This is a genomic window from Micromonospora zamorensis, from assembly GCF_900090275.1.
GTDB lineage: Bacteria > Actinomycetota > Actinomycetes > Mycobacteriales > Micromonosporaceae > Micromonospora > Micromonospora zamorensis.
This window is the reverse complement of sequence record NZ_LT607755.1, coordinates 4329571-4343279: the sequence shown is the minus strand read 5'-3', so window position 1 is coordinate 4343279 and position 13709 is coordinate 4329571. Positions and strand designations below refer to the sequence as shown.

12 protein-coding genes are annotated in these 13709 nt (G+C 70.9%); 6 read left to right on the top strand and 6 right to left on the bottom strand.

Annotation, left to right across the window (positions count from 1 at the left end; translation table 11 throughout):
• Positions 1–179 precede the first annotated feature (179 nt).
• Both pyk and GA0070619_RS19005 read left to right on the top strand, forming a co-directional pair.
• On the top strand, positions 180–1628 hold the full coding sequence (pyk, locus tag GA0070619_RS19010; protein ID WP_088949305.1) for a pyruvate kinase: 1449 nt from the start codon (positions 180–182) through the stop codon (positions 1626–1628).
• Entirely contained in the window at positions 1625–2509 is an 885-nt protein-coding gene (locus tag GA0070619_RS19005; RefSeq protein WP_088949304.1) for an acyl-CoA thioesterase, read from the top strand. Before pyk ends, GA0070619_RS19005 begins: the two co-directional genes overlap by 4 nt.
• 66 nt (positions 2510–2575) lie before the next feature.
• Here the strand turns inward: GA0070619_RS19005 and GA0070619_RS19000 are convergent, their stop codons facing one another.
• Positions 2576–3244 (bottom strand): YceI family protein, encoded by a 669-nt coding sequence (locus tag GA0070619_RS19000; RefSeq protein ID WP_088951903.1) that lies wholly within the window; start codon positions 3242–3244, stop codon positions 2576–2578.
• 267 nt (positions 3245–3511) lie between these two features.
• Here GA0070619_RS19000 and GA0070619_RS18995 point away from each other — a divergent pair, with 267 nt between their 5' ends.
• Positions 3512–3976 carry an RrF2 family transcriptional regulator gene (locus GA0070619_RS18995; RefSeq protein WP_088949303.1) on the top strand — a complete coding sequence of 155 codons (465 nt, stop codon included), beginning with the start codon at positions 3512–3514 and terminating at the stop codon, positions 3974–3976.
• Between the two features lie 284 nt (positions 3977–4260).
• Positions 4261–5247, top strand: coding sequence for a sulfite exporter TauE/SafE family protein (locus tag GA0070619_RS18990; protein WP_231927103.1), 987 nt, complete (start codon positions 4261–4263; stop codon positions 5245–5247).
• Positions 5248–5481: 234 nt separating this feature from the next.
• Here the strand turns inward: GA0070619_RS18990 and GA0070619_RS18985 are convergent, their stop codons facing one another.
• Positions 5482–6921: a pyridoxal-dependent decarboxylase gene (locus tag GA0070619_RS18985; RefSeq protein WP_231927102.1), complete on the bottom strand. Its 1440-nt coding sequence runs from the start codon at positions 6919–6921 to the stop codon at positions 5482–5484.
• Positions 6922–7163: 242 nt separating this feature from the next.
• On the opposite strand from GA0070619_RS18985, the gene GA0070619_RS18980 reads away from it, so the two are divergent.
• Positions 7164–9425, top strand: a complete 2262-nt coding sequence (locus GA0070619_RS18980) for a rhamnogalacturonan lyase family protein (RefSeq protein WP_088949301.1) — start codon at positions 7164–7166, stop codon at positions 9423–9425.
• Positions 9426–9625: 200 nt separating this feature from the next.
• Here the strand turns inward: GA0070619_RS18980 and GA0070619_RS18975 are convergent, their stop codons facing one another.
• Positions 9626–10621 (bottom strand): LLM class flavin-dependent oxidoreductase, encoded by a 996-nt coding sequence (locus GA0070619_RS18975; RefSeq protein WP_396679660.1) that lies wholly within the window; start codon positions 10619–10621, stop codon positions 9626–9628.
• Between the two features lie 87 nt (positions 10622–10708).
• Complete coding sequence (locus GA0070619_RS18970) at positions 10709–11188, bottom strand: Lrp/AsnC family transcriptional regulator (protein ID WP_088949299.1); 480 nt, start codon at positions 11186–11188, stop codon at positions 10709–10711.
• Between the two features lie 83 nt (positions 11189–11271).
• Between GA0070619_RS18970 and GA0070619_RS18965 the strand changes: the two genes are divergently transcribed.
• Positions 11272–12450, top strand: coding sequence for a trans-sulfuration enzyme family protein (locus tag GA0070619_RS18965; RefSeq protein WP_088949298.1), 1179 nt, complete (start codon positions 11272–11274; stop codon positions 12448–12450).
• A gap of 9 nt (positions 12451–12459) precedes the next feature.
• Here the strand turns inward: GA0070619_RS18965 and GA0070619_RS18960 are convergent, their stop codons facing one another.
• Positions 12460–13110, bottom strand: a complete 651-nt coding sequence (locus tag GA0070619_RS18960) for an NAD-dependent epimerase/dehydratase family protein (RefSeq protein ID WP_088949297.1) — start codon at positions 13108–13110, stop codon at positions 12460–12462.
• 92 nt (positions 13111–13202) lie between these two features.
• On the bottom strand, positions 13203–13706 hold the full coding sequence (locus tag GA0070619_RS18955) for a hypothetical protein (protein ID WP_231927101.1): 504 nt from the start codon (positions 13704–13706) through the stop codon (positions 13203–13205).
• Between the last annotated feature and the right edge of the window lie 3 nt (positions 13707–13709).

Below are 13709 nucleotides of genomic sequence, written 5' to 3'. Positions count from 1 at the left end.
GACAGCGCACGCCACCGGAGGCGTACGATTCCCGGCGCGCGGTCGCCGTTGCCCGTCGCCACAACGTTCCCGGTGCGGTTCCACCCGCCGGCCCGACGCGCACCGCGCGTCGTTGGACACATGTTCCGCTGCCTGCAATGGGTCGGCCCCGAGTCCGACCTGAAGGAGAGACTAGCCTGATGGGCGTGACACGCCGCGTAAAGATCGTCTGCACTCTGGGTCCCGCCACCTCGTCCCCGGAGCGCATCCGGGGTCTTGTCGAGGCCGGCATGAACGTGGCGAGGCTCAACTTCAGCCACGGCAGCCACGCCGACCACGAGGCGGTCTATCGACTGGTCCGGGAGGCGTCCGAGGCGGCAGGTAAGCCGGTGGCCGTCCTCGCCGACCTCCAGGGCCCCAAGATCCGGCTCGGCAAGTTCGCCGACGGCCCGCACGAGTGGCGCACCGGCGACTCGGTCGTGATCACCGGCGACGACATCATCGGCACCAAGGAGCGCGTCTCCTGCACCTACCAGAAGCTGCCGCACGAGGTGAAGCCCGGCGACCGGCTGCTGATCGACGACGGTCGCGTCGCCGTCGAGGTCACCGACGTCACCGGCAACGACATCCGCTGCCTGGTCACCGAGGGCGGCCCGGTCTCCAACAACAAGGGCGTCTCGCTGCCCAACGTGGCTGTCAGCGTGCCCGCCATGTCGGACAAGGACGCCGAGGACCTTCGCTTCTCCCTGGGCCTCGGTGTCGACCTGGTCGCGCTGTCCTTCGTCCGCTCGGCCGAGGACATCAAGCTCGTGCACGGCATCATGGCCGAGGAGGGCGTGTTCCGCCCGGTCCTGGCCAAGGTCGAGAAGCCGGAGGCGGTGGAGCACCTGGAGGCCATCGTGCTGGCCTTCGACGGTGTCATGGTCGCCCGCGGTGACCTCGGTGTCGAGATGCCACTGGACCAGGTGCCCCTGGTGCAGAAGCGCGCCGTGCAGCTGTGCCGGGAGAACGCCAAGCCCGTCATCGTGGCCACCCAGATGCTCGACTCCATGATCGAGAATTCCCGCCCCACCCGGGCGGAGGCCTCCGACGTCGCCAACGCGGTGCTCGACGGCGCGGACGCGGTGATGCTCTCCGGCGAGACCAGCGTCGGCAAATACCCGGTGCTGACCGTCAGCACCATGGCCAAGATCGTGACGACCACTGAGTCCGGCTCGATCGGCGTGCCCCGGTTGCAGCACGACCCGCGTACCCACGGCGGCGCGCTCACCGTCGCCGCCTCGTCGATCGCCCGGGCCATCAACGCCAAGGCGCTCGTCGCCTTCTCGCAGACCGGCGACACCGTCCGACGGCTGTCCCGCCTGCACTGCGACCTGCCGCTGCTGGCCTTCACGCCGGTGCCCGAGGTGCGCGACCAACTCGCCCTCTCCTGGGGCGTGGAGACCTTCCTGATGCCGTTCGTGCAGCACACTGATGACATGTTCCGTCAGGTCGACCAGGCGCTGCTGGGCCTCAACCGGGCCAACCCGGGTGACTACGTGGTGATCGTGGCCGGTAGCCCGCCCGGCACCCCCGGCTCGACCAACACGCTGCGCGTACACCAGCTCGGGTCGCTGGTCGACGCGGCGTCGGCGCGGGCGCTGCAGTGAGCGACGGTCGGGTCGCGGTCGGCCAGGCCGCGGTGGACCAGCTCCTGGAAGTGCTGGACCTCGACCCGACCGGGGACATGACCTTCCGGGGGATGAGCCCCCCGGTCGGCCCACAACGGGTGTACGGCGGCCAGGTCGCAGGTCAGGCCCTGGTCGCCGCCGGCCGCACTGTCGACCCGGAGCGCTTCGTGCACTCGCTGCACGGATACTTCGTCCGCCCCGGCGACCCGGTCGAGCCGATCGAGTACCAGGTGGAGAACATCCGCGACGGCCGGTCCTTCTCGGTTCGCCGCGCGGTCGCCCTCCAGCACGACAAGCCGATCTTCTTCATGTCGGCGTCGTTCCAGCGGGCCGAGGAGGGTCTGGACCACCAGGTCATCGCCCCGCTGGACGTACCCATGCCGCAGGACGTGCCGACGATGACCGACCGGCTCTCCCGTTACCCGGAGCGGCTGGGCATCTGGGGCCAGATCCCGCGTCCGATCGACGTGCGCTACGTGGGCGAGCCCGGCTGGGTCCGTCCCGGTGACCGGCCCGCCGACCCGCACCAGCGGGTCTGGATGCGCATCGACGGCAAACTGCCGGACGATCCGCTGCTGCACGCCTGCGCGCTCACCTACGCCTCGGACCTCACCCTGCTCGACTCGGTGCTCTCCGCGCACGGTGAGGTGTGGGGGCCGGGCGGGCTGGTCGGCGCCAGCCTGGACCACGCGCTGTGGTTCCACCGGCCGTTCCGGGCCGACGAGTGGTTCCTCTACGACTGCCTGAGCCCGTCGGCGTCCGGCGCGCGTGGGCTGGCCACCGGCCGGATGTTCACCACAGACGGCCAGCAGATCGCCAGCGCCGTCCAGGAGGGCCTGCTGCGCCGCGTCGGCGCCTGACCTTCCTCGATCATCCCCGCCAGGCGCGCGTCCGCAAAGGCCGCGTCGTGGCGGGGATGAGGCGGGTCAGGCCTGGTAGATGGCCTCGCCGGCGATCTCGATCTGCACCGTCTTGCCGACCAGCACTCCGCCGCTCTCCAGGATGACATTCCAGAGCAGGCCGTAGTCCTCGCGGTTGATCTCGGCCGTCGCGCTGAATCCGAAGATGTTCTGCCCGTACGGATCACGACGGGTGCCACCGAAATTCACCTCCAGGTCGACAGCCCGGGTGACCCCCTTCGCCGTCAACTCACCGGTGAGGACGAATCGTCCGGGTGTGCTGTCGGACTGCGGCGGAACAATGTGACTCCGGCCTCGTCCGCCCAACCGATGGTTGCGCAGACGGGCCCACTGGAATATGGGGTCCTCGGTGCCCTGCCATTTGATTCCGGTGCTTCGATATTCGAGAGTGGGATAACGCTCCACATCGAGGAAGTCGGCACTCTTCAGATGCGTGTCCCGGTCGACACTCCCGGTGGTGATGCTGGCCGACATTATGGTGGCCGTCACAGAGGAGAGCAGCGGATCCTCCGTCACGATGATCTCGGCGGTGGCCTCGGCGAACTCGCCGCGCACCGGGCTCACCATCATGTGCCGGGACAGGAAACCGATCCGCTTGTGCGCCTGATCGAGAAGATAGGTGCCGGCGACCGGGATGGTCATGCCATCCCAGGTGCGTGTGGCGACATCGGTCATCATATTGCCTTCCCCCCGAGCACACCCGGGTGTTTATCTATATCTTGCCGGCGGCCACGTAAACGGCCAGACATTCGTACTCCCGCCCAGCATAAGGACGCTCCAGAACAGCATTTCGGCCCCCACCGCGCGGTGGATCATGACGCGCTTCACCGCTGCGCATCGGTGGCGGGAACGGGCGCGAGCGGCACAGGTTTCCATCGATGCGTACCCGATCGGCCGAGGGTCGCCCGCCCAGCCGGCTGACCAGCGACTAACCTTGCCGGCATGCGCCTATCCGCCCGGGTCGACTATGCCCTCCGCGCGGCCGCCGAGCTTGCCGCGACGGCCAGTGGTCCTGGGCGCGGCCGGCCGGTCACGGCCGACCAGATCGCCCGTGCCCAGGAGATCCCGCCGAAATTCCTGGAGAGCATCCTGCTGCAGCTGCGTCGCGGCGGCATCGTGCACGCCCAGCGTGGCCCGGAGGGCGGCTACTGGCTGGCCCGCCCCGCCGAGGAGATCTCCCTGGCCGAGGTGATCCGGGTGATCGACGGGCCGCTCGCCCACGTACGCGGGCAGCGTCCCGAGCAGCTCGGCTACCACGGCCCGGCCCGGGCGCTCCAGGAGGTCTGGATCGCGCTGCGGGCGAGCGAGCGGGAAATCCTGGACCTGGTCAGCATCGCCGACGTGGCAGCCGGCACCCTGCCCGCACGGGTCACCGAGCTGGTCGCCGACCCGCGCGCCTGGATCTGAGCGCCGCCCCGCCCAGACCCGGCGTCACCCGCCGCCCCGCACCGCCCGGCGGCCGCTGCCGCGATGCGCGCCCTTGACGTCGTTCTCGGCGGCGCGCCGCGTCTGTTGTCCTCGCAGTGCGGCCACTGGTTACGTCATCCGTGGTGCGGCGCGGCGTGATGTCGTCTCTCGTGCCGGCTCCGCATGGAGGCGTCCCATCCACCGATCGGGGGCTTGACCCTGGCAGCCCCGTGCCGCATTGTCGACCAAGTCGATAGGAGATGCCGAAAAGTCAGGGGGCGCTCGTGCGCAAGCTGCTGGTCCTCGCTCTGGTCGGGCTCGTCGCGCAGCTGATCGACGGCTCGCTCGGCATGGCGTACGGGTTGACCTCGTCCACCCTGCTGCTGGTCGCCGGGGTAGCCCCGGCCGCCGCCTCGGCCTCGGTGCACCTGGCCGAGATCGGCACCACCCTTGCCGCAGGCGTCGCGCACTGGCGGTTCGGCAACGTCGACTGGCGGGTGGTGACCCGCATCGCCCTACCCGGCGCGATCGGCGCCTTCGCCGGCGCCACGCTTCTCAGCTCGATCTCCACCGAGGCGGCAGCGCCGTGGATGGCTGCCATCCTCTTCACCCTCGGCGCGTACCTGCTGATCCGCTTCGCTCGACCGCTGCGCACCGATCGGGTCGGCGGGCGTCTCCGCGGTCGTTTCCTCGGCCCCCTCGGCCTGGTCGCCGGCTTCGTCGACGCGACCGGCGGCGGCGGTTGGGGCCCGGTGGCTACCCCGGCACTGCTGGTCTCCGGCCGCATGGAACCCCGCAAGGTGATCGGCTCGGTGGACACCTCCGAGTTCGTCGTGGCCGCCGCCGCCAGCGTCGGTTTCCTGATCGGGCTGGGCACCGAGGGGTTCCTGCTGCCCACGGTCGCGGCACTGCTGATCGGCGGGCTCATCGCCGCCCCGCTGGCCGCCTGGCTGGTGCGCATCGTCCCCGCCCAACTCCTCGGCGCGGCCGTCGGCGGCGTGATCGTGCTGACCAACGCCCGTACCCTGCTCCGCTCCGCCGAGCTGGACGGCCCGGTCCGCCCCATCACGTACGCCCTGCTGGCCGCCGGCTGGCTGGCCGCCCTGGTGCTGGCCGTGCGGGCCCTGCGCCGGACCCGCCTGGCCCGCGCCGAAGCAGCGACCGCCGAGGCCGTCGCTGCTGCCCCCGACGCCCTTCCTGCTGCTCCCGCCACTCCGGCCGCGGTGGTCGCGGGCGAGTTGGCCGCGACGGGTACGCCCAACCAGCGCTGAACGCGCGCCACACCCGCGTGATCATGCCGCGCCGTGCAGATCGCACGGGGAGATCGCACGGGAAGATCCGCGCAACATCAGGGATGTTGCTGCCTCCCGCGCGCCGGAGACAGCAACATCCGGGAAGTTGCGCGGATTTTGGTGCGGGGTGCGGGGTGCGGGGTGCGGGGTGCGGGGCGCGGGCCGCGGGGTGCGCGGTGCGGCGGGGTGCGGTGCGGTGCGGGGGAGAGGGCGTCAGGGGGTGAGCAGGTCTTTGGCCGCGTGGGCGAGCAGCGTCCAGGCCTCGTCGACGTGCGCTTCGGTGGTCTGCGGGGAGCCGATGGCCATGCGCAGCGTGTAGCGGCCGGCGACCCGGGTGTGTGTCAGGTGCACCCGCCCGGTGTCGTTCACCCGGGCCAGCAGTGCGGCGTTGACGTCGTCGCCGGCGCGCAGTCGGAAGCAGACCAGTGAGAACGGGTGTGCCGCCGCCAGCTCGAAGCGGTCGTCGGCGCGTACCCGATCGGCGAACTGGGCGGCGAGCGCCACCCCGGAGCGGATGTGGGCCCGTAGCCCTTCGGCGCCGTACCAGCGCAGCACGAACCACAGCTTCAGGGCCCGGAAGCGCCGGCCCAGCGGCACCTGCCAGTCCCGGTAGTCGATGACCGCGCCGGAGTCGGAGGCGGCGTTGCGCAGGAACTCCGGCAGCACGGTCAGTGCCTCGATCAGTTCGGCGCGGTCGGCCACCCAGAACGCGTCGCAGTCGAAGCCGGTGAGCAGCCACTTGTGCGGGTCGAAGCAGTACGAATCGGCGTACTCCAGGCCGGCGTGCGACCACCGCAGCTCGGGGCAGACGGCGGCGGAGCCCGCGTACGCGGCGTCGACGTGCAGCCAGATCCCGTATTCGGCGCAGATCGCCCCGATCTCGGGCAGTGGGTCGATGGCGGTGGTGGAGGTGGTGCCGATGGTCGCCACCACGATGGCGGGAACGTCACCGGCGGCCAGGTCGGCCTTGATCGCCGTACGCAGCGCGTCGGGCAGCAGCGCCTGGGTGTCCGGGTCCACAGCGATGGACCGGACACCGTCGCTGCCCAGCCCGGCGATGCGTACGGCCTTCTCGATGGAGGAGTGGCCGTGGGTGGAGGTGTAGGCGCGGTAGCGCCGGTCAATGCCGGTGTCGCGCCAGCGCCCTCCGCTGGCCCGGTGCAGTGCGGTCAGGGTGGCGACCAGCGTCGCCGAGGAGGCGGAGTCCTGGATGACTCCGCCGCCGCTGCCGGTCGAGCGGAACCGCTGCGGCAGGTCCAGCAGGTGGGCCAGCCAGTCCATCATCACCGTCTCCAGCTCGGTGCAGGCCGGGCTGGAGGCCCAGAGCATGCCCTGCACACCGAGCCCGGAGCTGACCAGGTCACCGAGCACGCTCGGGCCGGAGGTGTTGGCCGGGAAGTAGCCGAAGAAGCCGGGGTGCTGCCAGTGGGTCAGCCCCGGTACGACGATGGAGTCCAGGTCGGCGAGAACCGCCTCGACCGGTTCGCCGCCGGTGGTCGGTGGCGTGGTGGGGAGGGCGGCGGCGACGGTGCCCGGCGGGTCGGACGGGGCGACCGGTCGCTGTTCGACAGTCGCCCAGTAGTCGGCGATCCAGTCGACGACGGCGTGGCCGGCTCGGCGGAACTCGTCGGGGCTCATGTGTGGGGCGCTCACACCCACGAGTTGATCAGGTGGCGCTTGTCGGGGCAAGACCTGAAAATGAACGACGGTCGTCGATATTGCGTACCGGAAAGCGCTTGCCTTACGATGCGCGGTGAGCCGGATCCGTGAGTTCCAGGGCGTTCAACCCCGATCAGATCGCCGTCCGCCGCAGTCGCGGCCGGGCCGGTCCACTGTGCTTCCCGGGCAGGGTCAGTGGGCCGCAGCGATCACCACCGGATCCCCGGAGGCAGTCCATGCACCCGTCCAGACATCGGCTGATCCTGCTCGCCGGTACGACGGCCGCCGCCGTCGTGGCCGGCACCCTCGGCACGGTCGCCGCTTCGGCCGCCGCCGTCGGCTGCCGGGTCGACTACCAGATCACCAACCAGTGGCAGGGCGGTTTCGGCGCCAACGTCACCGTCACCAACCTCGGCGACCCGGTCAACGGGTGGGCCCTCACCTGGTCGTACACCGCCGGGCAACAGGTCACCCAGGCGTGGAACGCCACCGTCACCCAGTCCGGTGCCCAGGTCACCGCCCGCAACGTCGACCACAACGCCGCCATCGCGACCAACGGCACCGCCACGTTCGGCTTCAACGGCTCCTGGACCAGCAGCAACCCGGTGCCGGGCAGCTTCGCGCTCAACGGCACCACCTGCACCGGCGCCCCACCCACCGGCGAACCGACCACGCCACCCCCGACCACGCCACCACCCACCACGCCACCCCCGACCACGCCACCACCCACCACCCCGCCGCCGTCGGCTGGCGTGTTGCAGATGGAGAACCTGGACCGCGGGTTGATCAGTGTCCGCTCCGGAAGCGGCAACCTGGTCTCCTGGCGGCTGCTCGGCACCGAGACCTCCGGGGTCGCGTTCAACCTCTACCGGGGGGCGACAAAGGTCAACGCCAGCCCGATCACCGGCGCCACCAACTACCTCGACAGCGGCGCGGCGGCCGGCTCGGCGTACACCGTGCGGGCCGTGGTGGGCGGCGCCGAGCAGGCGGCGTCGGCACCGGCGTTGCAGTTCGGCGCGGGCTACCTGGACGTGCCGTTGCAGGTCCCGGCCGGCGGCAGCACCCCCAGCGGCGAGAGTTACAGCTACAGCGCCAGCGACGCCTCGGTGGGTGACCTCAACGGCGACGGCAGCTACGAGATCGTGCTCAAGTGGGAGCCGTCCAACGCCAAGGACAACTCCCAGTCCGGCTACACCGGCAACGTCCTCGTCGACGCGTACACACTCGGCGGCACCCGGTTGTGGCGCGTCGACCTGGGCCGCAACATCCGCGCCGGCGCCCACTACACCCAGTTCCAGGTGTACGACTACGACGGTGACGGCCGCGCCGAGGTGGCCATGAAGACCGCCGACGGCACCCGTTCCGGCACCGGCCAGGTCATCGGCTCGTCGTCGGCGGACCACCGCAACTCCAGCGGCTACGTGCTGTCCGGTCCGGAGTACCTGACCATGTTCAACGGGCAGACCGGCGCGGTCCTCTCCACCGTCAACTACGACCCGCCGCGCGGCACCGTCTCCTCCTGGGGCGACTCGTACGGCAACCGGGTGGACCGGTTCCTCGCCGGCACCGCCTACCTCGACGGGCAGCGCCCCTCCCTGATCATGGCCAGGGGTTACTACACCCGAGCGGTGATCGCGGCCTGGGACTTCCGCGACGGCACGCTGCGCAAGCGCTGGACGTTCGACTCGAACGCCTCCGGCAACGGCGCCGCCGCCGGGCAGGGCAACCACCAGCTCTCCGTCGCCGACGTCGACTCCGACGGCCGGCAGGAGATCGTCTACGGGGCCGCCACCATCGACGACAACGGCCGGCTGCTGCACTCCACCGGCAACGGGCACGGCGACGCCATGCACGTCGGGGACCTCGACCCGGGCCGCGCCGGCCTTGAGGTGTTCAAGGTCGACGAGGACGCCAGCAAGCCCAGCTCCTACTTCGCCGACGCCCGTACCGGTCAGATCCTCTGGTCCACGCCGGCCTCCGGCGACAACGGCCGGGGAGTCTCCGCGGACATCTGGGCCGGCAGCCCCGGCGCGGAGTCCTGGTCGTCGGCGGCCACCGGGCTGGCCAACACCCGGGGGCAGAACATCGGCCGCAAGCCGTCGTCGGCGAACTTCCTCGCCTGGTGGGACGGTGACCCGGTGCGGGAACTGGTCGACGCAACGAAGATCGACAAGTACGGCACCGGTGGCGAGACCCGGCTGCTCACCGGCAGCGGGGTGGCATCCAACAACGGCACCAAGTCCACCCCGGCGCTCTCCGGCGACATCCTGGGCGACTGGCGTGAGGAGGTGATCTGGCGAACCACCGACAGTCGGGCGTTGCGCGTCTACAGCACGCCCACACCGACCAGCACCCGAATCCACACCCTGATGCACGACCCGCAGTATCGGGTGGCGATCGCGTGGCAGAACACCGCCTACAACCAACCGCCACACCCGGGGTTCTTCATCGGCAACGGGATGGCCGACCCGCCCACGCCGAACATCTACCTACGCTGATCTGACCCCTGGTGGTCCCGAACGGGGCCGCCTAGGGTGGCAGGCACCGGGCCGCAGCCGCGGAATCCGCTCAGCTCCGGCCCGGTGCGCCACACCGCGGCATTCTCGACCCGTCCCGACCGAGAATGCCGTACCACCACCGGCACCAACATTAGGCACCGTCCGGGTCGGCCGGGTGACGCTGACGTGAAGATCGTGTTTCACGCTGCCCGGTGCAGACCGCCCGCCACCTGCTCGGCAATCAACTCGTACGACCGCACCCGGTCCTCGACGTCGTACACGAGCGTGGTCAGCATCAGCTCGTCCGCGCCGGTGCGCTCGATCAGCTCGGTCAGCTGTCGGCGCACCGTCTCTGGCGAACCCATCGCCTGACCGTCTCGGCGTTGCAGGACGAACTCCCTCTCGAACTCCGAGTACGGGTAGGCCGCCGCCTCGTCCGGCGTCGACAGCGGCTCCGGCCGGCCGGAGCGAAGCTTCAGGAACGACAACGCGCTGGGCCCCGTCAGCCACTCGGCCCGCTCGTCGGTCTCCGCGCACACCGCGTTGACCGCCACCATCGCGTACGGCTTGTCCAACCACTGCGACGGCCGGAAGTTCTGCCGGTAGAGGGCCAGTGCAGGCAGGGTGTTCGCCGAGCTGAAGTGGTGCGCGAACGAGAACGGCAGGCCGAGCAGACCGGCGAGCTGGGCGCTGAAACCGCTGGAACCCAGCAGCCACACGGCCGGCTGCTCACCGTGACCCGGGGTGGCGATGATCTGCCCAGGCTTCTCCCCGCTGAAGTAGTTCATCAGGTCCGCCAGCTCGCGCGGGAAGCCCTCCGCCGACAGGCCCTCCATGGTGCGCCGCAACGCCAGCGCGGTCACCTGGTCGGTGCCCGGCGCCCGGCCGATACCGAGGTCGATGCGACCGGGGTGCAGCGCCTCCAGGGTGCCGAACTGCTCGGCCACCACCAGCGGCGCGTGGTTGGGCAGCATCACCCCACCCGACCCGAGGCGGATCGTCGAGGTGTTCGCGGCCAGGTGCGCCAGCAGCACCGCGGGCGCGGAGCTGGCGATCGCCGGCATGTTGTGGTGCTCGGCCACCCAGAACCGGTGGTAGCCCAGCTCCTCGGTGCGTCGGGCCAGCTCGGTGGTGGCCTGCAACGCCGCACCAGCGGAGGTGCCCTTGGCGACCGGGGCAAGATCAAGAACAGACAACGGTACGGTGATCACAAGGTCAACCAACCCGTCAACGGGCGGCTTTGTTCCGCCACGCGGGTTTTCGTCGGCCAGCTCACCCGCTGCTCAGCCCATCCCGCGCGCCTGCTCGAAGATCAGACTGGTCTGGGTGTGCTGCACCACCGGGTCGACCGCCAGATGGTCCAGCACGAAGTCCCGCAACGCGTCACCGGACGCCGCCCGCACGTGCAGCACATAATCCTCCGCGCCGGCCACGTGGAACACCGACACCACCCCCGGCAGCCGCACCGACCGGGCCCGGAACGCGTCGACCGCCGCCCGCTCGTGCGCGGTCAGCCGCACCGACACCAACGCCTGCAACGGCAGGCCGAGCGCGGCCGGATCCACCTCGGCGTGGAAACCACGGATCGCGCCACGCTCGCGCAGCGCCCGCGTACGCGTCAGACACGTCGACGGCGCCACCCCCACCCGCTCGGCGAGGGCGTTGTTCGGCAGTCGACCGTCAGCGGCCAGCTCGCTCAGGATCGCGCGGTCCACCTCGTCCAGGGCCGGATACGGCCGCACATCGTTCGGCTCAGGAGGCATCCCGCCATCATCGCCCGAATCCGCCATCAAAACCAAGCCGATCGACAGAATGATCTGCCGAACCATTGCCCATCAGGCGGTATATGTTCGACGCTACCGGCATGACGACGGTGGACACCCGGGCCGTACACGCCGGCCGCGACGACCTACGCGCCCTCGGCGTGCACGTGCCACCCATCGACCTGTCCACCACCAACCCACTGCCCTCGGTCGACGACGGCGGCGCCGCGTACGAGCAGCTCGCCACCGGCGGCACCCTCCCCGCCGAGGGCGGCGCCGTCTACCAACGGCTCTGGAACCCCACCGTCGCCCGCTTCGAAACCGCCCTCGCCGAACTGGAGGGCACCGCCCAGGCCGTCGCCTTCGCCAGCGGCATGGCCGCCCTCACCGCCACCCTGCTCGCCGCCGCCCGCGACGACCGCCGGCACGTCGTCGCCGTCCGGCCCCTCTACGGCGGAACCGACCACGTCCTCGCCACCGGCCTGCTCGGCACCACCGTCACCTGGGCACGCCCCGACGAGGTCGCCGCCGCCATCCGCCCCGACACCGCGCTGATCATCGTCGAGACACCCGCCAATCCCACCCTCGACCTGGTCGACATCGCCGCCCTCGCCGCCGCGGCCGGCGACGTCCCGCTGCTCGTCGACAACACCGTCGCCACCCCCGTACTGCAACAACCCGCCCGACACGGCGCCACCCTCGTCCTGCACAGCGCCACCAAGAGCATCGGCGGGCACGGCGACGTGCTCGCCGGCGTCGTCGCCTGCGACGCCGACTGGGCCGCGCGACTACGCCAGGTCCGCGCGGTCACCGGCGCGATCCTGCACCCACTCGGCGGCTACCTGCTGCACCGCGGCCTGCAAACCCTGCCGCTGCGGGTCCGCGCCCAACAGGCCAGCGCCGAGAAACTCGCCGGCTGGCTCGCCGACCACCCGGCCGTACACCGGGTGCACCACCCCTCGGTGTACGACCCGGCGGCGCTGGTCGGCCGGCAGATGGCCGGACCCGGCAGCCTGCTCGCCTTCGAGGTACGCGGCGGCGCACCCGCCGCGGCCGCCGTCACCAGCGCCTGCCGCCTCATCACCCACGCCGTCTCCCTCGGCGGCGTCGACACCCTCATCCAGCACCCCGCCTCGCTCACCCACCGACCCGTCGAGGGCGACGCGAAACCCGTCGCCGCCCTGCTGCGGCTCTCGGTCGGTCTCGAAGACCCCGAAGACCTGCGCGCCGACCTCGCCCAGGCCCTCGACACGATCGCCTGACGGGCCCGGTCAGCGCAGCTCGCGGTTGCCCAACACCCGACGCGGCGAGCCCTGCCGAGCCACCCGCAGCATCGCCCGACCGATCCCGTCGGTGGTGGTGACCTGGTTCGGCAGCAACCGACGCAACACCGGAAAGAGCGGCCGCGCGACCGCGTACCCGAACCGGTACAACCGGGTCTTCGACACCGCCCCGTAGGTCGGCTGGATGAAACCGGGACGCGCCGCGTAGCCGTTGGGCAGCAGCTCGATGATCGCGTTCTCGGCCCGACCCTTGACCCGCGCCCACATCACCCGACCCCGACCCGACGAATCGGTGCCCTGGCCCGACACGTAGACGAACGTGACCTGCGGGCTCACCTCCGCCAACAACCGTGCCGCCGCGAGCGGGTAGTCGTAGCTCACCCGCGTGTACGCCGCCTCGTCCAGACCCAGAGAGGACACGCCCAGGCAGTAGAAACACGCGTCCACACCGGTCAACTCGGCGCGCACCGAAGCCAACTCACCCACGTCCGCGACCGTGAGCTCCCGCAGCTTCGGGTCCTGCCGACCGGTCGACCGGCGACCGACAGTCAGCACCTCCCGCACGTCGTCGGCGAGCAGGCACTCCCGCAACACGCCCTGGCCGACCATGCCGGTCGCACCGAAGATGACCACCCGCATCAGTTCCCACCCCTGTCGTCGACCCCGTCACCGGCCACCCGCCCGCGCGTCAGCCAGGCTCCCACGATCGACACGACCCGCGCCGGCGGCGGTCAGGACTTCGGGCCCACGTGCCGGTCCAACACGGCGACCGCGCCCCGTCGCGCCACCGAGAGCGAGTTGCGCCGGTTCATCCGCCAGTCGATGCCGAGCAGGTCGAGGCCCCACTGGCACAGCTCCATGATGTCCGTCGACTCGTTGACGAACATGTACCGCGGGTAGACGTACGCCCTGCCGCGCACTGTCACCCGGTTGGCGACGCGGCAGCCGTCGGAGTGGAACAGGCCGCGCAGGAAGTCACCGGGGTGGTTTTCCAGAATCGGTCGCTGCCAGTCGGCCAGGACGATCGGGCGCTCGTGCTTCTTACCTGGGCCGTGCTGCGGCAACAGGCACGGCCAGTGGACGCCGTAACTCTGCACCCCGACGCAACCCTGTTTCTGGACCCGTTGCACCTTCGACGCGAGCACGGCCCGCATGGCGACGTCACACGCCTCGATGAGCCCCGGCCATGCGTCGGAGCAGTAGATGCGCAACACCGGCACGCGTGCCGTCGTCACCAG